At 49.1% G+C, this 17773-nt stretch carries 16 protein-coding genes; 5 read left to right on the forward strand and 11 right to left on the reverse strand.

Translation table 11 applies throughout. The features are described 5' to 3' along the window. Window positions 1-26: 26 nt before the first annotated feature. The 6 genes from ABWW03_RS00220 to ABWW03_RS00245 all read right to left on the reverse strand — a co-directional run bounded on the left by ABWW03_RS00220 (window position 27) and on the right by ABWW03_RS00245 (window position 5629). A complete protein-coding gene (locus ABWW03_RS00220; RefSeq protein WP_353405668.1) occupies window positions 27-1484 on the reverse strand; it encodes a sensor histidine kinase in 1458 nt (485 codons plus the stop codon). Further along, window positions 1481-2170: a response regulator transcription factor gene (locus ABWW03_RS00225; RefSeq protein ID WP_353405669.1), complete on the reverse strand. Its 690-nt coding sequence runs from the start codon at window positions 2168-2170 to the stop codon at window positions 1481-1483. The genes ABWW03_RS00220 and ABWW03_RS00225 overlap by 4 nt, the downstream gene beginning before the upstream one ends. Window positions 2171-2244: 74 nt before the next feature. Next, the gene (locus ABWW03_RS00230) at window positions 2245-2925 is read right to left on the reverse strand and encodes a hypothetical protein (RefSeq protein ID WP_353405670.1); all 681 of its coding nucleotides are present in this window, start codon (window positions 2923-2925) and stop codon (window positions 2245-2247) included. Window positions 2926-3143: 218 nt separating this feature from the next. Then, window positions 3144-3953, reverse strand: coding sequence for an indole-3-glycerol phosphate synthase TrpC (gene trpC, locus ABWW03_RS00235; protein ID WP_435372742.1), 810 nt, complete (start codon window positions 3951-3953; stop codon window positions 3144-3146). Between the two features lie 23 nt (window positions 3954-3976). Next, window positions 3977-5008: an anthranilate phosphoribosyltransferase gene (gene trpD, locus ABWW03_RS00240; protein ID WP_353405672.1), complete on the reverse strand. Its 1032-nt coding sequence runs from the start codon at window positions 5006-5008 to the stop codon at window positions 3977-3979. A 45-nt stretch (window positions 5009-5053) separates the two neighbouring features. Then, window positions 5054-5629 carry an anthranilate synthase component II gene (locus ABWW03_RS00245; protein ID WP_353405673.1) on the reverse strand — a complete coding sequence of 192 codons (576 nt, stop codon included), beginning with the start codon at window positions 5627-5629 and terminating at the stop codon, window positions 5054-5056. A 226-nt stretch (window positions 5630-5855) separates the two neighbouring features. Here ABWW03_RS00245 and ABWW03_RS00250 point away from each other — a divergent pair, with 226 nt between their 5' ends. The 5 genes from ABWW03_RS00250 (at window position 5856) to ABWW03_RS00270 (ending at window position 11410) form a co-directional block, all read left to right on the forward strand. Then, window positions 5856-6266, forward strand: coding sequence for a DUF6515 family protein (locus ABWW03_RS00250; protein WP_353405674.1), 411 nt, complete (start codon window positions 5856-5858; stop codon window positions 6264-6266). A gap of 451 nt (window positions 6267-6717) precedes the next feature. Further along, window positions 6718-7641, forward strand: coding sequence for a UTP--glucose-1-phosphate uridylyltransferase GalU (gene galU, locus ABWW03_RS00255; protein ID WP_353405675.1), 924 nt, complete (start codon window positions 6718-6720; stop codon window positions 7639-7641). Between the two features lie 92 nt (window positions 7642-7733). Next, window positions 7734-9377: a glucose-6-phosphate isomerase gene (pgi, locus tag ABWW03_RS00260; RefSeq protein WP_353405676.1), complete on the forward strand. Its 1644-nt coding sequence runs from the start codon at window positions 7734-7736 to the stop codon at window positions 9375-9377. Between the two features lie 27 nt (window positions 9378-9404). Beyond that, window positions 9405-10724 carry a nucleotide sugar dehydrogenase gene (locus tag ABWW03_RS00265; protein WP_353405677.1) on the forward strand — a complete coding sequence of 440 codons (1320 nt, stop codon included), beginning with the start codon at window positions 9405-9407 and terminating at the stop codon, window positions 10722-10724. A 95-nt stretch (window positions 10725-10819) separates the two neighbouring features. Then, window positions 10820-11410: a UPF0149 family protein gene (locus tag ABWW03_RS00270; RefSeq protein WP_353405678.1), complete on the forward strand. Its 591-nt coding sequence runs from the start codon at window positions 10820-10822 to the stop codon at window positions 11408-11410. A gap of 564 nt (window positions 11411-11974) precedes the next feature. On the opposite strand, the gene ABWW03_RS00275 is transcribed toward ABWW03_RS00270, so the two are convergent. The 5 genes from ABWW03_RS00275 to ABWW03_RS00295 form a co-directional block, all read right to left on the reverse strand. Further along, complete coding sequence (locus tag ABWW03_RS00275; RefSeq protein ID WP_353405679.1) at window positions 11975-12751, reverse strand: hypothetical protein; 777 nt, start codon at window positions 12749-12751, stop codon at window positions 11975-11977. Window positions 12752-12857: 106 nt separating this feature from the next. Next, on the reverse strand, window positions 12858-14270 hold the full coding sequence (locus ABWW03_RS00280) for a mannose-1-phosphate guanylyltransferase/mannose-6-phosphate isomerase (protein ID WP_353405680.1): 1413 nt from the start codon (window positions 14268-14270) through the stop codon (window positions 12858-12860). Window positions 14271-14470: 200 nt separating this feature from the next. After that, window positions 14471-15952, reverse strand: a complete 1482-nt coding sequence (gene trpE / locus ABWW03_RS00285; protein ID WP_353405681.1) for an anthranilate synthase component I — start codon at window positions 15950-15952, stop codon at window positions 14471-14473. 413 nt (window positions 15953-16365) lie between these two features. Beyond that, window positions 16366-16659, reverse strand: coding sequence for a GIY-YIG nuclease family protein (locus tag ABWW03_RS00290; RefSeq protein WP_353405682.1), 294 nt, complete (start codon window positions 16657-16659; stop codon window positions 16366-16368). 314 nt (window positions 16660-16973) lie between these two features. Next, window positions 16974-17711 (reverse strand): phosphoglycolate phosphatase, encoded by a 738-nt coding sequence (locus ABWW03_RS00295; RefSeq protein WP_353405683.1) that lies wholly within the window; start codon window positions 17709-17711, stop codon window positions 16974-16976. Window positions 17712-17773 lie beyond the last annotated feature (62 nt).

Genomic DNA, 17773 nt, shown 5'->3' on the forward strand with positions numbered 1-17773 from the left:
TTTTTTATTGCCCCCAAAATGTAACATCAAGCATCTCTCGAGCTCGGACTGGGAACGATTGATAAGCAAACCGAAACCATAAAGAAACCGTCTTTCACGGTAAGTTTCACCTCACCATCCATGGCGTTCACCGCCGCCTTAACAAAACTCAAGCCCAAACCATTCCCATCCTCTTTCCGACTCTGATCAGCTCGAAAGAAACGTTCAAAGACATGCTCTTGCAAATAATCTGGATCGGCAGATGACGAACCCTGCTCCCATGGATTACTGCACTCAATACACAAATGACCATTAGATTTTGTTATGCCCAAATGGATTGTGGCCCCCTCAGGGCTGTACTTGCTGGCATTGTCCAACAGATTACACAGCGACTGCATCAGCAAGGCCCGATCCGCCTTCACCCAAGCCAAACCTTCCGGGCGGGCTTCCATTGGCTCATTCACACGCCATTTCAAAGATTGCCGATTGGCTTGAAAAACCGGTTCATAGAGTTCAATAGCATCGACACAACAAGGGAACGGATCCATTTCCGACAGATTGGAAAGCTCGCTGCGGTTTTCCAGGCGATTGATTTGTAATAGCAAACCAAAAGTATTCTGCAGATTGGCCAGCAGCTTCTCGCTGTGCTCCAATTCAGGGTGCTGCTGTGCCGCTGCTTGCAATTGATTGTAAGCCGCAGTAAGAGGCGTACGTAAATCATGGGCAATGTTATTCGCCTGCTGACGCGTCGACAGCATGGCCGTTTCAACATCGCCAAGCATGTGATTGATATTATCAACGGTTACCGCCAATGGACCGCTCAGTTCACTATCAATCACCCGTTGGCTCAGATCCCCACTCGCCACAATGGCTGCGGTTGTACGATTAATATCAAGCAGGCGCGCCTTAATACGCTGCTGCAACCACCAACTGAGAGCCAGTCCCGCGGTCAGTACAATGGCCATAATGGTAAAAAAAATGGCCGGCCAATTATGATTTGGGCTCAAAATACTCGGGTCCAGCGCAACCGTCAGCTCGGCCCCAAAGTCATCCAGCGGAGCTGTTAATGTGGATAAGGTGACTTCTTTGCCATCATGCAAAAACGTAAACGCCTCAAGCCCTTCTGCCTCACCAATCAATAAGGGAACGTCGGGAGGAACGATCCCGACCCCAATTCCCATGCTGCTGATCAACTCACCTTCTTTTGACAAAAAGAATTCATAGGCTTTATCGGACTCAAATTCCTTCCGCAGCAACTTTTCCAATTCTTTATGAGTCTCCTTCATATCCGGCAAGGCCTCAAGCTGTTTCTGGATCTGTATTTCCAAACGTTCCATTTTGGTTTCAAGGGCCAGCTGAGCGGAGTCTTCTATGTACCAGGCCCCTAACCAATCAGCCAGTAGAAAGGCCAACACCAGAAACACCATCGCAACAGCGCCGTATATCCACAGCAAACCACTGAACGGATCTCGCCACACGGTTCGAAACCAGCGGAGGCGCTTCATTCAAGCACCTCCATCTTGTATCCCGCACCCCGAACGGTGTGCAAGAGAGGCACGCAACCTGGGAGATCGATTTTCTTCCTCAAACGGCTGATGTGCACATCAATCACATTGGTCTGGGGATCAAAGTTATGCCCCCACACCTGCTCAAGCAACATGGTGCGGGTAATTACCCGCCCAGAGTTTTGCAGGAAATACTCCAGAATGTGGAACTCACGGGTATTGAGCTCAATGTAGTTTCCACCACGGTTAGCCTTTCGGCTCATACGATCCAGTTCGAGATCCGCCAGAGTTAAGGTATTGTCGACTTGCGTACTGGCCGGCGCAAAGCGGGTGGCCAATATTTCCGCTCGAGCCAGTAATTCACTGAACGCAAAGGGCTTAACCAGATAATCGTCGCCTCCAGAGCGCAAGCCCTTAACACGCTCATCCACACTGTCGAGTGCACTGAGAATCAACACCGGCGTTGTCAGATTGATCGCCCTCAAGGCTTTGAGCATATCGAGGCCATCCATTTCCGGCATCAATCGATCACAAATAATCAATTGGTAGTCACTCTGTGCCTGCGTCGCAAGTTGAAAACCTTCACGGCCATCTTTCGCCCAATCAACGCAATGCCCCGATTCCTGCATTCCCTTGCAAATAAACAGAGCCTGCTCCTGATTGTCTTCAACCAATAGAATTTTCAATGACCTCAACCTTTTGTGCTGCGTGTTTGCGGTGAACCACTTTCGTATTTTATACCTGCCTGCAGACCAAAAAACTAGTCCAGGACTTTCTTCTCACAAATGACTTCAAATTCCTTATGGATGTGCTGTCGAACATCTTCGGGAATCTCGGGCATGTCCATAAAGCCTTTAACATCCATATCACCCAGCATCATCCAAGCCGCCTTGTCATCGAAAAATTCGATATTAATATCCTCATCAGCAAAGACGCTGTGAAGTTTGCTGTCATGAAACATACCACGCTCCATGGACTTGATTTTGAAGCTATCACCATCGAGTACGATTGCGCCGAACCCCCTTTCCAGTTTCATCTCCACCCAATAGTCACCGCTTTCCGGATCAAATTCGATGCCTTCCACTTCACCCTCAACCTGCTTCGCTGCGGCACTCAGAGCCTTGTTCATATCGGGCTTGCGCGGTCCTTTGGATTCCGAGCCAGAACCCAACCGCTTTCCCGTGTCAGCAGCCAGTTCAATAAAATGAGGAAGGCCATCTTGCAAAACCATCAAGCGATAGATACCTGGGCCATCTTTTTTGTCTTTATAGAACGCCGATATGACGGTACCTCCACTCAAATTTTCGGCGCTTTTTATGGCCTCTGCCACGCCGATTTTATCCTCATCAGCATACGCCCACTGGCTTACAAACACAGTAGCAATGACCACCAGAGACAACATTGAAAGACGGCTGGAAACAAACCCTGATTGAAATCTCATACTCACCTCCATAGTAATAATCGAAGCCAGAGTCTTACTCTGACATCGCTTATTCTGCCAAAGGGGCATGAAGGGCTTCTTCCAGAAAGATGACAAATAGTTCATCTGTTTCAAAACGAAAAAGGGCCATGCCTCACGACACAGCCCTTACCAGAACCATAAGATTCACAAATGGGATCAAATGTCTTTAATCCCTGATGACGCTCAACATCATCAACTCAGTGAAACATTTCCATTAATTTTAGACCTGGGTCCTCAGCTCGCATGAACGTCTCACCCACCAGGAAACCATTAACGTTATGACCGCGCAATGCCGCCACATCATCAATCGTGGCAATCCCACTCTCAGTAATCACAATGCGATCCTCAGGAATCACATCCAGCAAAGCGAAAGTATTTTCCAAAGACACATCAAACGTATGCAAATTACGATTGTTAATTCCGATCAGCTTATTGGGCAGATCCATCGCCAATTCCAGTTCTTCACGATTGTGCACTTCAACCAGCACATCCATACCCAACTCCAAAGCCTGGGCATTGAGATCTTGCAATTGGTGCGCATCCAATGCGGCAACGATAAGCAGAACACAATCGGCACCAATCGCACGAGCTTCCTGAATTTGATATTCGTGAATAAGAAAGTCTTTACGAATGACCGGCAACTTGGAAGCGCTTCGCGCTTCTTTCAGGTAATCCTCATGGCCCTGAAAGAAATCAGCATCTGTCAACACAGACAGGCAAGCAGCAGCCCCTTTTTCATAGCTGCGGGCGATATCCGCCGGAAAAAAGTCTTCACGAATGACACCCTTGCTGGGCGATGCTTTTTTAATCTCGGCAATCACAGCCGCTTGGCCCGATTCGATTTTATTCTCAATAGATTGAACAAAACCCCGCGCAGGCCCCTGCTCTTCCGACAGGCCACGCAAATCAGCCAAACTCACTTTAGGGCTACGCTCAGCGATTTCTTCCAGCTTTCGGGCCAGGATCTTATCCAATACGGTATTTGTCTTTTTAAAACTGCTCACAATTACATACTCTTTCAGTTGCCGCTTCAGTCAAGGCAACGGGTAAATTCTGCCAGTTCGGCAATTTTCTCTTTGCCCAAACCACTGGCAATCGTGTCCTGTGCTCGCGCAACACCTTCAGCTAAGGTATCCGCGATGCCACTGACGTAAATCGCGGCACCGGCATTCAGTGCGATAATATCCGCTGCTTTTTGTGCGTATTGCCCCTGGCGCTTGCCTAAGGCATCGCGAATCAGGGCCAAGGACTCATCGGCACTGTCGACGCTCAAGCCGATCAAGCTCTGGCTATCAATATCAAAATCTTCCGGCTTGATTTCATATTCGCTGATGTCGCCGTTTTTCAGTTCTGCCACATGGGTGGCTGTCGCTAAAGAAATTTCATCCAAACCATCTTTGGCATTCACCACCATGACATGCTCAGCGCCGAGGCGTCGTAACACTTCAGCCATGGGGCGACATAGATCACCATTGAACACACCGACAACCAAACGCTTAACACCCGCCGGGTTGGTCATGGGGCCGAGAATATTAAAAATCGTGCGTTGAGCCAGCTGTTTGCGAGGAATGATCGAATACTTCATGGCACTGTGATGCGCTGGCGCAAACATAAAGCCAACACCCACTTCTTCGGTACAGCGAGCCACTTGTTCAGGTGTAATATCCAAACGAATCCCCGCCGTCTCAATCACATCCGCACTGCCGGAGGAACTGGAGATGCTGCGGTTGCCATGCTTCGCGACATGAGCACCGGAGGCGGCGACCACGAAACTCGCCGCCGAAGAAATATTAAACAGGTTAGCGCCATCCCCCCCCGTACCCACGATATCGACCAGATTGTCTGCATTCACCGTCACTTCACTGGCCAGCTCACGCATCACCTGCACTGCACCGGTTATTTCATCGAGGCTTTCACTCTTCATGCGCAATGCCACAAGGAAGCCTCCAATCTGGGCTTCGGTCGCTTGGCCGGTCATGATTTGACGCATCACCGATGCCATTTGCTCAGTCGTCAAATCCTGGCGCTGGATAACAATGCCTAACGCTTCTTGAATATTCATGGGTTTATTGCTCTTGCTGGTTCACATCGTTTGCCGAGATCAGGCTTATTGTAAAAAATTATTCAGGAGATCATGGCCGTGGTCACTGAGAATCGACTCAGGGTGGAACTGCACCCCTTCGATATCCAAGGTTTTATGCCGTAAGCCCATGATCTCATCGATGCTGCCGTCATCATGTTGGGTCCAGGCTGTAATTTCCAGACAATCGGGAAGGCTGTCTTTATCCACCACCAGGGAGTGATAACGGGTTGCTTCAAAAGGATTGGCCAGCCCAGAAAAGACACCGCTGTTGTTATGGTAGATCGGAGAAGTTTTACCGTGCATCACCTGCTTTGCACGCACCACATCACCACCAAAGACTTGTCCGATGCTCTGATGGCCCAGGCAGATACCCAGAATCGGCAACTTGCCCTGAAAATGCTCGATGACCGCCATAGAAACCCCGGCCTCATTAGGCGTACAGGGGCCGGGAGAGATAACAATTTTCTCTGGCGCCAAGGCCTCAATGCCAGCAACATCGATCTCATCATTGCGCAGCACTTTCACGTCGGCCTGCAACTCGCCCAGATACTGGACAATGTTATAGGTAAACGAATCGTAGTTATCGATCATTAGAATCATGGTGGCTGCGATATCCTATGGTATAGCGATTTATAAAGGTTTTTATCAGGGGCGGTATTTTCCCCTGAAACGCCTTAGGAATAAAGGGGTAGCGCTCGAAACATTGAGGAAGGGGCCCTCTCGGCAAGGTGCTCTGGTGCACCGTTCTATTCCACAATTTCTGCATATTCACTGCACAGTTGTCACCTAAGGTGGGCAATGAGAACCCACACAGGAGATCGCCATCATGATGCCGTCACCCCGGATTAAAATCACCCTCGCGGTACTCATCCTCTTGGGCGGCCTGGCCCAAAGCCAGCAGTCCATCGCCCACAAAGTAAAAACCACCACAGTGCATAAACACAATGGCCACCATCAACTGCCCAAGGTTCACACCAAGTTCGTTTGGAAGGGCGGGCACTATGTCGTGGCTGGAGGCCTGTTTTACCGATACACCAACCACCATTACACGGTTGTGGCGACGCCTCATGGCGCTCATTTGAAGGTCCTGCCGGGTAAAGCCAACATCGTGGTGATCAATCACCAACGCTATCACGTGGTCAATGGCCATTATTATCGGTACAACAAAAAGCGTCATGACTATGTGCTGGTCAAAACACCACGCCCCAAACCCATCAAGGTCGTTGCTCATCGCTGAACCCGTACGAGAACCCTTCTCGGGGCCATGATTACGAGATGGCCCCTAATAAAGAATAAAGCGCCAAAGGCCACTCTCTCTTAAAGCGTTTCCATTTATACTCCGCGACTGGCCTCGTCACTTGTCTGTTCCATCCCCAACCCGAATGCCCGGCGATTGGACCAACGGCCGAATCAAAAGCCTGGATAACCCATTATCGGCGGAGAAGCCAAACGTCATTCGTGGGCGACATAAAACGGACATGATAGACTACTACCCTAATATAAGGTGCTTGCAGAATTAGCAAACACTCGCATACTTATAAGCGCACCCTACGCGCCTGAACCTGTATGCAAAACCAACAGGTACAGGGAAGAAGCCAAATATCGTTCATAGGCGAAAAGGCAAGGCTGCTGTTATTCGCGTCACTCTCAATTGAGATAACAATATGGATATTCAGGGGTTTTAATTCATGACCAGCAGTAATTCTTCATCCTCTTCCCAACATCCACACCGTTTGCGTAAAGCGATCATTCCGGTTGCAGGCCTCGGCACCCGGGTATTGCCAGCCAGTAAGGCTATCCCCAAAGAAATGTTGCCCGTGGTCGACAAGCCCGTCATCCAGCATGTGGTTGAAGAGGCCGCCGCCGCTGGGTTTACGGAAATTATCTTGGTGACTCGCAGTGCAAAGAGCGCCATCGAAGATCATTTTGATGTGCATTACGAGTTGGAGAACGAGCTGTCGCGTAAGCACAAACAGGATCTGCTTGAGAGCGTTCAAAGCACCTTACCGGAAGGCGTCAATATCAGCAGCGTGCGTCAAGCCAAAGCACTCGGCCTCGGTCATGCGGTACTGTGCGCCGCGCCGCTCGTAGGCGATGAAGATTTCGCCGTTATCTTGCCCGATATGTTGATTCCCGACCTGCCCGGACAAGGCGCGGATCTGACGCAAATGGTCGCAGCCTATCGTCAGCATGGTTGTGGCCAAATCATGGTGGAAGCCGTAGCTGAAGATAAAGTCGAACGATACGGCATTGTCGATTGCGCAGGCCAAAGTCCGGAACCCGGCAACTGCGCCAATATTGTCAATATGGTGGAAAAACCCAAACCTGCCGACGCCCCCTCGAACTTAAGCATTAACGGCCGCTATATTCTGCCGGCTCGGGTCATGGAATTACTGGTCAAAACCGAGGCGGGTGCCGGCGGTGAAATTCAATTGACCGACGCCATGGCCAGCCTGATCGAAGAAGGTGGGCAATTGATGGCCTACACAATGCGAAGCAAAAGCTACGACTGCGGCAATAAAGCCGGTTATCTGGAAGCCAATTTGGTGTATGGCCTGGCGCATCCGGAAACTAAAGACAGTTTGCGTGCTCTATTAAAAAGCTTGGCCTAAAACCGATTGTCGATATCCGCTGAGGCGCACCGTCGCTCTTTTGCCACTGTGCCTGCCAACGCAAAGTTTATTGAAATGAATACAAGAACAATATGAATAACATCAGCGAGAGTTCCCAGTGGCAGGCCCTGCAAGACTTGGCCGATCAACAGCGCCAGCAACCTATTCACCAGCTGTTTAGTGAGAACCCTAAACGCTTTGAGCAACTCAGCTTTCGTCATGGTGAATTGCTGGTGGATTTTTCCAAACAGCATTATCAAGCCAACACGCTGGAAAATTTAATTGCACTTGCCGAACAATGTGAACTGCCAAACTGGATCCATCAGCTTTTTGCAGGTGCGGAAGTTAACCACACAGAACAGCGCCCGGCCTTGCATACAGCCCTGCGCCTGCCCGAAGGAAAAGAGTGCTGGCTGAATGGTGAAAACATCAGTATCGATGTTCAGCAAAATTTGCAGCGCATGGACGAACTTGTTCATTTAATCCATACCGGACAATGGCGTGGGTGCAGCGGCGAAGCCATCGATACAGTGGTGAATATCGGCGTCGGAGGTTCAGATCTCGGTCCCTTAATGGCCTGCAATGCGCTGGCTGAAACTCCCGCTCGCGACGACAATGGCAAGCTCGCACAACAAGCTGCTATTGATGTGCACTTTGTCAGTTCAATGGATGGCAGTCAGCTCGCTGATTTATTGAAAGTGCTCAATCCCATGCGCACGTTGTTTGTCATTGCCTCGAAATCGTTCACCACCATCGACACTATGGCCAACGCCGCTACCGCCAAAGAGTGGCTGAACCAGAACGCCAACTGCAGCGAAACTGCTCTGATTGCCAGGCATTTTATTGCGGTTTCCTCAAAGCCGGAAAAAATGCAGGCCTGGGGAATTCCAAAACAAAATCAATTGGAGTTCTGGGAATGGACCGGCGGGCGCTACTCGATGTGGTCGGCCATTGGCTTGTTGATTGCTCTGAAGCTCGGCATGAGCGCTTTTAAAACCATGCTGGCCGGAGCGCACAGTATGGACGAACACTTTCGACTGGCGCCTTTAAAAGAAAACATCCCGGCACTGCTGGCATTAACCGGTATCTGGAACATAAATTTTCTGAACATTGGCGCTCACGCCATACTGCCCTATGACGGTCGCTTGAAAAATTTACCTGCTTATCTTGAACAGTTGGAAATGGAGAGCAATGGCAAAAGTGTGAACCGCCAGGGTGAAACCGTTGACTACAACACCTGCCCAATTTTATGGGGTGAAATCGGCACCAATGCCCAGCACGCATTTTACCAGTTGTTGCACCAGGGCACCGAAGCCGTTATGTGCGATTTCATTGTCGCCGCCAAGCGATACGGCCCGGATGCCAGCCAGGAATTACGTCATCAACACCAACTCAATCTGGCCAACTGCTTTGCCCAGAGCCGTATTCTGGCCTTGGGCGACAGCGTCCTGGACGATGCTCACAGCGCACCGGCACACAAACGTTATCAAGGCAACCAACCTTGCACCACTATTATGCTCAACGAACTGACGCCATTTACATTTGGACAGTTGATTGCCATGTACGAACACAAAGTCTTTGTGCAATCCGTGATTTGGGGAATCAACCCTTTCGATCAATGGGGCGTTGAGTTGGGCAAGCAGGTGGCAACCAAACTACTCGGCCAATTGGATGGGCAAGAAACCAACAATCTGGATGCCTCTACCGCCGGATTAATTCAGGCCATCAATCAATAACAACAGACAAGAACAGTATTCGCACTTATGAAAATCGCAATTTGGGGTAATGAATTAATCGCCTGGACCGCGGCCGCTTGCTTTGCCGAAATGGGCAATGAGGTCTTATTTGTGCCACTGTTTTCCGGTGACCACAACAGCGGTGAAAACCGTTCGAACAACAGCCCCAATAAACAGGCAAAACTCCACGACGCACCAGCCAATGTTAAAGAAGAACCCAGTTTAGTCGAACAACTGCAGCAACAGTTGGACGCCGGCCGCTTGCGATTTACCGATACAGAAACAGCTCAGTCGGCCATGCTGCATTTCCTGGCTTTCCTCCCCAAGCAATTAGAATACGCCACATCACTTTGTCAGTTGGTCGCTGCGGACAGCAAACGACAATTGATTGTGATGAACGCCAGTAATTTCGGCATTGGCGCCAGCGATAAGCTGCAAGCTTGCTTCCGTGGCGAACAACAGATCATAGCCTATATCCCGGATCAGCTGCCTGCCGGTAGCGCGCTGGCGCATTTTAAAAACCCTGATCATTTGATCATTGGCTGTCAGCAGGAATGGGCACTGATGCACATTCGGGCCTTATATCGTCCTTTTAGTCGAAACATCAATCAATGGTTATTGATGAGTGCACGAGAGGCGGAATACACCAAATTTGCCATCACCGGTATGCTGGCCCTGCGCCTCGCGTACATCAATGATTTGGCCAACCTCGCTGATGAAATTGATGTCGACATTGATATCATTCGCCAGGCAATGGGCAGTGATGAACGTATTGGGCAACACTATTTAAACCCAGGTTGCGGCTTTGGTGGTGAACATTTCCCACAATATATTGAAGGCTTGGCTGGCACCCTAAGTGAAGCTCGAAATTCCAGTTTACTGAGTACAGTGCTGGAAGAGAACGAAAAACAAAAAGAACTTCCCTTCCGCAAACTTTGGCGCCATTACGATTGCGACTTGCAAGCCAAAACAATCAGCATTTGGGGACTGGCATTCAAACCCGGCACCGCCAGTATCAGTAATGCGCCTAGCTTAAAAGTGATTGATGCCCTATTGAATCAAGGTTGCAAAGTGAAAGTGCACGACCCCATGGCCATGGCAAATATCGAAGCCTTTTTTAGCACACACCACCACCGCGAACAATTGGCATTTTGCGACAGTGAAATGCAAGCACTTGAGCACAGCGATGGTTTGCTATTGCTGACAGAATGGGCACAATATTTCTCTCCCGATTACCAAGTCATGCTCGACACCATGAACACCGCACTCCTCATTGATGGCCGCAATGTCTTTGACAAAAAATTAATCAAAGAACTCGGCTTTACTTACTACGGTGTTGGTCGCTGAACAAGCAAATCCATCAACCCCAAGATCACAACCAGCGTGGCAAGTTACGTACGGAGCACTACACTTAATGTAGAGCACCACAGCAAATACTTGCTATGCCCATCAAAAAAATCCATCTACCCAGCCAAGCCGAACAAGAGTTGATTCGACAAGAGCTTGCACGCTTTCAAGATATTCCCGGCGCATTGAACATTGAGCAGGCAGACGGATACTTTACCGCCTTGAACTTAAGCCCAGTCGACTACGACATCTCGGATTGGCTGGAATGCCTATGGGGTGGAGGCGATTTACCGGTTGGCGGAATTTTCTTCCACAGCAGTGATATTCTGCAGTGTTTTAGCACCATGATTCAACACTGGAAAAATGTCGACACGCGGCTCAGAAAGGATAACTTATTTCTGCCACTCGCATTTTTAAAGCGGCCTGACGGAAGCTATTGGGCTCAAGGGTTTCTACTAGGAATACGGCTCTACCGTGATGAGTGGCAACGCTATTGCGATAAAACCGAGCATAGCTTCGAGAAGATATTGAGCAGCCAAGCGTATCTTCATCACCGCAATAAACGGTTGCAACCACAACAGGAAATCAACATCTTGAATCAACGACTGATTATCGCGATAAATCAATTCAGACAGGAATATCCGCCAAAAGAACAACCGAAACGTAACTTGAAAAAGCAGCGCTAAACCAGCCATTCGCCGAAGCGAAACTACAAGCTGGCAGCTGCTTGAACGCCAACCCTCTCACCTGAAAATGATGTCCACGTATCGTGTCCGAATTATTATTCAAGCTCAGAGAACACCCTATTTCCCTTGGCTTTTTCCAAATTCCTTTTTAGACATCTCCCTGGTTCGGCTATGAACCTTTTGAAAAATAATTCAATTGCCCTGAATTGGCTTTTGCCAGCCACTATATATTTTGTGGGCTTTAAATTACCTCTTACGGCTTTTTTATAAGCGAGAGATGGGTGAAGTCTAAGTAATTAACTTGATACAGGCAACACAATTAGTGTGAATCAAATCACGCTTTCACTCTTATCAAGGAAATAAACGACAAAACACGACAGGAGCGCTGGACAATAAAATTTTTATAATAACTAGCTATTTCTGTCCAATTTTTTAATAACCGATTTATCTGGCTCTAACCGGGTAATTCAGCTTTGAAGTGATGCGATGTTTTGAAAAAACCCATCGATGAATCAACATTCAGAACTTGCAACTTTTGATTGGGAAATGAAACCTATGAGCGCGTTAATTATTTGTCGATCGACCAAATGCCGTTATTGAGCAATGACGAGACTGTACGCTGACATTTTCGATCTCAAATTCTTTTTTGGCTTTCAGTGCAGTGGCCATGCTGAATACACCACTGCCCTGCTCGATCCGATAGACTTGCTCTTGATGCCAATGATACTCAATCGCTTCACCATTAAAGACCTCGACTCGAAATTCAGATTCACAACGAACCTTGGCACGAGTGATATCTGCCTGGCTTCGCAAACCAAATCGCAAACTGAAATTACAAAGACGAATACGCGCGCCTTCCGCTTTTTGACAATTTAGCTGCTCATCTTCCAAGTTTATACTGACAGGCTGATTGGACGGGAAGTGCCGAGCGGTATGTGCGGTGGAAACCGACGAAGATTGGGTTTGGCTTGTTTTTTCAGCTCGGCCCCCAAGTCGTCGGGAAACCGGGTCGACAGCAATGAATTCAGAACGAATCCAGGCGCGTTGCTGTTCAGAGCTGCGGTTAGGTTCAGTCGAGGTGAAACGAATCTCAGTCCAGTTATCTCGAACCTGCCGCCGACTGACCATTTTTCCTTGTTTTAAGCGTGTCACGACGGCGAAGTGTTCACCCGGCCCCTGATACACCGTCACCCTATCGCGAGTTACGATTCCATATTCAGCGGCTTGCACGGTGCTCACCAGAACAGCGCCTAAGCATCCGACTAAACTCACATAAAAAACGCCATCGCTCAGCAGACGAAGGACATAACCCTTCCAATGTACTCGTTTTGCGATTGGCATACTGTTTCCTTGCCATACCGGCGCGTAGTGTCAGTACGGAACGGGCTCCATGGTTCACCGTAAATGCGCTGTTGCATCTATTCAGCTCAGAGCCCTGAGTCCTACATTACCCCCGTCCGTAGTCATCCTGCAAGCGTACAATGTCATCTTCCCCCAAATAAGAACCGGATTGCACTTCAATCAGTTCCAGAGGGATCTTGCCAGGATTCTCCAAACAATGAACCACACCGATAGGAATGTAGGTTGATTCATTTTCACTGACCAGCAGCGTTTTTTCACCATTGGTCACTTTTGCTGTGCCGCTGACAACAATCCAATGCTCCGCTCGGTGGTGATGTTTCTGTAAACTCAGCTTGGCACCGGGATTCACCGTGATACGCTTGACCTGATAACGTTCGCCAGCATCTACCGAATCGTATTTCCCCCAGGGGCGATACACTTCCCGGTGCTGGACATGCTCGCGACGGCCAAGACGTTTAAGATCTCCAACAATATCTTTAACTTCTTGCACGCGGTTGCGATCTGCCACCAACACGGCGTCCTTGGTATCCACTATCACCAGATTATCCACGCCAATCGTGGCCACCAATTTTTCCTGGGCAATGACAAAGTTATTGTGACTGTCTTTATCAATCACATCACCCTGATGAACATTGCCTTGAGCATTTTTGTCCTTGATGTCCCAAAGCGCAGACCAGCTTCCTACATCACTCCAACCAGCATCTAGCGGAAAAACCACAGCTTGATCCGTTTTCTCCATAACCGCATAATCAATCGAGTCATCCGGACAGGCCTCAAAAGCGGTTTTATTGATGCGCAAAAAATCCAAATCCGCACTCAGATCCCGAGACGCCGATTCACAGGCATGATAAATATCGGGCCGGTATTCTTTTAATTCTTCCAGATATCGATCGGCTCGAAATAGGAACATACCGCTGTTCCAAAGATACTCACCACTCGCCAGATATTGCTCCGCAGTGGCTAAATCCGGTTTCTCGACAAACGCATCAACCTTAAAGGCAGCGGCTTCGCTTTCCCCCTGTCGAATATAACCATAACCCGTCGCTGGACTGTCTGGCACAATGCCGAACGTCACCAACTTCCCATCGCGGGCGATCGGCAATGCCTGTTCAACTACGCGCCGAAACTCCACATCGTTTTCAATAGCATGATCCGCCGCCAACACCAATAACAGCTGCCTGCCCTCACCTCGTTGCTGTGCCCTAAAGGCAGCCAATGCAATAGCAGGCGCGGTGTTACGTCCAACCGGTTCCAGTAGAATGTCGGCTTTTTTACCCAACTGGCGTAAATGCTCGGCCACCAGAAAACGATGCTCTTCGTTGCTGATGATCGTGGTCTGGCTTTCCGGCAGGCCTACCAAGCGCTGAATGGTTTCCTGCAGCATGCTGCATTCACTGTTCAGATTCAGGAATTGCTTGGGGTAGGCCGTACGCGACATAGGCCACATACGAGTTCCCGAGCCACCGGCCATGATGACGATATTCAATGCTTCAGACATGAAACAAGCCTTTTATAAAAATCGACGGAGCGGACTTCGCGCATTATTGCAATGTTGTTGTCCGGGGGTGCTGGCCTGAACGCCAGCTTGAATGGTCTAAATCTAACATTTAAGGCGGGAAAGCCCAATGGCGAATCCGCCGAAAGGACTGGTCATTTTGAGGCCCGCACTGCGCACGAGCCCAGTAACTTACAATCAGTTCAGACCACCATTTCAGCGGCACGGAAAATAGCTCTCGCTTTGTTCATGGTTTCTTTCCACTCCAGTTCTGGCTTGGAATCCGCCACGACACCGGCACCGGCTTGAACATACAAGGTGTGATCTTTAATCACTGCGGTGCGAATAGCGATGGCCGTATCCATGTTGCCATTCCAAGACAAATACCCCACAGCCCCACCGTAAATCCCACGCTTTTCAGACTCCAGTTCATCGATAATTTCCATCGCACGAATCTTGGGTGCTCCAGACAAGGTACCCGCCGGTAGTGCCGCACGCAGCACGTCCATTGCGTTCAAACCTTCACGCAGTTGCCCGGTGACGTTCGACGTAATGTGCATCACATGGGAATAGCGTTCCACCACCATTTTATCGGTCAGCTTCACACTGCCAATCTCTGACACTCTGCCCGCATCATTCCGACCCAGATCAATCAACATCAAGTGCTCGGCGATTTCTTTGGGGTCGTTCACCAAATCCTGTTCCAGCTCGATATCTTCTTCCGGCGTTTTACCTCGGCGTCGAGTACCGGCAATGGGACGAACCGTCACTTCATTATTTTCCAAACGAGCGAGAATTTCCGGACTGGAGCCCACAACATGATGATCGCCAAGATCCAGGAAATACATGTACGGAGATGGATTCAAGCTTCGCAACGCCCGATACAGATTCAGGGGTTCAGACTCAAAGGGTAGAGACAGACGTTGGGATACCACGACCTGCATGGTGTCTCCGCTTAATACATAATCCTTGATCTTATCCACGGCCTGCTGAAAATTGGCTTCACCAAAGCTTGAGCGAAACTGCGTTTCCGTGTCACCTTTCGCTTCCAAAGACATGGGCGCGGTTTCAGGTGTCGCTCCTCGCAGTCTTTTTTCCAGAGCATCCAGACGTTCTTCAGCGTCTCGGACAGCGGTCTCGTCCCGCGCCTGATCACCAGAAATTTCTGCATGATTGATTAAAATAATCTTGCCGGAAAGATTATCGAAAACCAAAATATCTTCTGAAACCATCAATAAGATATCCGGCGTACCAATGGTGTCATCGTTAACCAGTGGTTTTAATTTAGGCTCAACATAACGCACGCAATCATACGCAAAATAACCTACCAAGCCGCCAGTAAACATAGGTAAGCCTGGGATTTCTGGGCTGCGGTAACGGGCCTTAAAATCTTCAACAAAACTCAATGGATCGGCCATGGTATGACTCTCGATGAGTTCTCCTTGCTGGCGAATCTCGATGTTGTCGCCTCGCACCGTCAACACCGTTTGGGCTGGTAATCCCAGAATCGAATAACGTCCCCACTTCTCTCCGCCCTGGACAGACTCGAACAGATAACTGTAAGGGCCTTGGGCCAATTTCAAGTAGCTGGACAGCGGCGTGTCCAGGTCAGCCAACACTTCACGCTGTACAGGTACACGGTTATAGCCCGATTGGGCCAACGCATCTAAATCGATAGAACTCATGATATTGCCTTGCTATATATCCCAACGCCAACGGACACAGGCCTGGAGCCAAGTCCGTTTTTACGGCGATCCACCGCCAATTGCATTGCGGCTAAATAATTAATGTGTAAATGGTTTTCGAGAAGTGCAAAGATGCTTGCGAACTTTGCTGAAGATTCGCTTAGGGGCGCCATCGCCAGCTGAGGGCGTGGTAGTTGAATTGCGAAGGCTTATTCACAGCCCGGGCTCCTTGAATGCTGGGAGTTGCATTACGTTATGCTGGCGGGCAGTTTACTGGCTTTTGAGCATATTGGCTAGACTTGGCAACGCCTTGATCTGAGTCGCTGCCAACAAGCCCGCCTTTGCGCTCGCCCTGAATGGATTGAGAGACCATGAGGAGGAGATCAAACAAAGGCGATACAAAGGCACTCGGCTCAGTGCATGGAGGAGTTGGGTCTTGCCAACTTTGTAATTTTGTCCCACTCCCCCTCGATCAATGCACGTTTTTTATTTCGATCCCAGGCTTTAATGCGCCGCTCGGAGCGCTTGGCCTCCTCCTGGGTGTCGAACTGATCTTGAAATACCAGCTTCACAGGCAGTCGTTTGTACGTATAACAACGCGTATCAACCGCCTCATTGATTTCATTCAATCTTGTCTCTAAATCATCGGTATGGCTGGTATAAAAACTGCCATCAGCGCATTCGAGAATATAAACTACGTAAGACATAGCATCCGTCCTTGCTCGTACTGTGTTCGTTCTTAAATGGATAATATGCCGGACTTACTGCACTTTACTCCGGAAAATGTCATTGTCATGAGAATCAGTTCGGCGTCCCTGGTTTCATCTCCACGACTATTTTAGGTATATCAAAAAAATTCAACTTGCGTCGTGCAAAATGACCGAACGGCAGAAAAACGCACAAAAAACCTTACTTGTAACCACTGCGTAGGTTTTATGTGTCGTAGGGAAGTTTTAAATGAAATTTCGGGTAACGGACAAAAACACGAACTAAAAGGAAGAAAATTTAAGCACAGAAAACTTCAATCGAGAATGGGATGCGAAAGATTGGAAACAACACAATCGGGTTGCCAATTTTCGATCGGGACACCATTGCTGTAGCCATAATTGACTGCAACCATTTTTACAGCTGCCGATTGAGCCGAAAAAACATCCGCTTTAGAGTCCCCCACCATGACCGCATCCTGAGAAGACACAGCGTAGTATTCCAGGGCGTGCTGCAAGGGCAGAGGGCTCGGTTTTTTCTCAGGCAAACTGTCACCCCCAAGTACTAAGCTGAAAAATTCAGCAATACCCAAGCCTTCCAAAATCGGCAACGTTAATGCGATGGGTTTATTGGTAATGACCGCCATCTGAACATTATTCTCAAGCAGAGATGCCAAACACGCTTCCACTCCGGGATACAGAACCGTCTTATTCACGGGCGTTTCTTGGTAAGCTCGCAGGAATTGTTGCAGGTATCGCTCAACCTCCTCGTCCGACAATTCATCAGCGGCCTGCTCGTACTGATCAACTGGCCAGTCACTGGCCCGAGAATCATTTACCCAAACTAACGCCCGACGCACCAGTCGTTCAGCGCCATTACCCACCCATTGGCGAACGCGTACCTCACCAGCCAACGGCAGATCATTTTCAGCCAGCATATCATCGATAGCCGCCGCAATATCATAGGCACTGTCCACTAAGGTTCCGTCCAAATCGAACATCACCAACTTAGGGAAAACATCAAAACCAAGGGATCGGAAAATACTCGGGTGCATAGACAAAATGCCAAAGGCGAATAGGCAGATTACAACTTCATTCGCAACAGCAATTTAAACAC

The sequence above is a fragment of the Pseudoteredinibacter isoporae genome (assembly GCF_040372805.1).
GTDB lineage: Bacteria > Pseudomonadota > Gammaproteobacteria > Pseudomonadales > Cellvibrionaceae > Pseudoteredinibacter > Pseudoteredinibacter isoporae_A.

Coding starts and splice junctions, on each gene's coding strand:
- ABWW03_RS00220 (WP_353405668.1), bottom strand. CDS start 1,484: ATGAAGCGCCTCCGCTGGTTTCGAACCGTGTGGCGAGATCCGTTCAGT.
- ABWW03_RS00230 (WP_353405670.1), bottom strand. CDS start 2,925: ATGAGATTTCAATCAGGGTTTGTTTCCAGCCGTCTTTCAATGTTGTCT.
- trpD (WP_353405672.1), bottom strand. CDS start 5,008: ATGAATATTCAAGAAGCGTTAGGCATTGTTATCCAGCGCCAGGATTTG.
- ABWW03_RS00245 (WP_353405673.1), bottom strand. CDS start 5,629: ATGATTCTAATGATCGATAACTACGATTCGTTTACCTATAACATTGTC.
- ABWW03_RS00250 (WP_353405674.1), top strand. CDS start 5,856: ATGATGCCGTCACCCCGGATTAAAATCACCCTCGCGGTACTCATCCTC.
- galU (WP_353405675.1), top strand. CDS start 6,718: ATGACCAGCAGTAATTCTTCATCCTCTTCCCAACATCCACACCGTTTG.
- pgi (WP_353405676.1), top strand. CDS start 7,734: ATGAATAACATCAGCGAGAGTTCCCAGTGGCAGGCCCTGCAAGACTTG.
- ABWW03_RS00265 (WP_353405677.1), top strand. CDS start 9,405: ATGAAAATCGCAATTTGGGGTAATGAATTAATCGCCTGGACCGCGGCC.
- ABWW03_RS00270 (WP_353405678.1), top strand. CDS start 10,820: ATGCCCATCAAAAAAATCCATCTACCCAGCCAAGCCGAACAAGAGTTG.
- ABWW03_RS00275 (WP_353405679.1), bottom strand. CDS start 12,751: ATGCCAATCGCAAAACGAGTACATTGGAAGGGTTATGTCCTTCGTCTG.
- ABWW03_RS00280 (WP_353405680.1), bottom strand. CDS start 14,270: ATGTCTGAAGCATTGAATATCGTCATCATGGCCGGTGGCTCGGGAACT.
- trpE (WP_353405681.1), bottom strand. CDS start 15,952: ATGAGTTCTATCGATTTAGATGCGTTGGCCCAATCGGGCTATAACCGT.
- ABWW03_RS00290 (WP_353405682.1), bottom strand. CDS start 16,659: ATGTCTTACGTAGTTTATATTCTCGAATGCGCTGATGGCAGTTTTTAT.
- ABWW03_RS00295 (WP_353405683.1), bottom strand. CDS start 17,711: ATGCACCCGAGTATTTTCCGATCCCTTGGTTTTGATGTTTTCCCTAAG.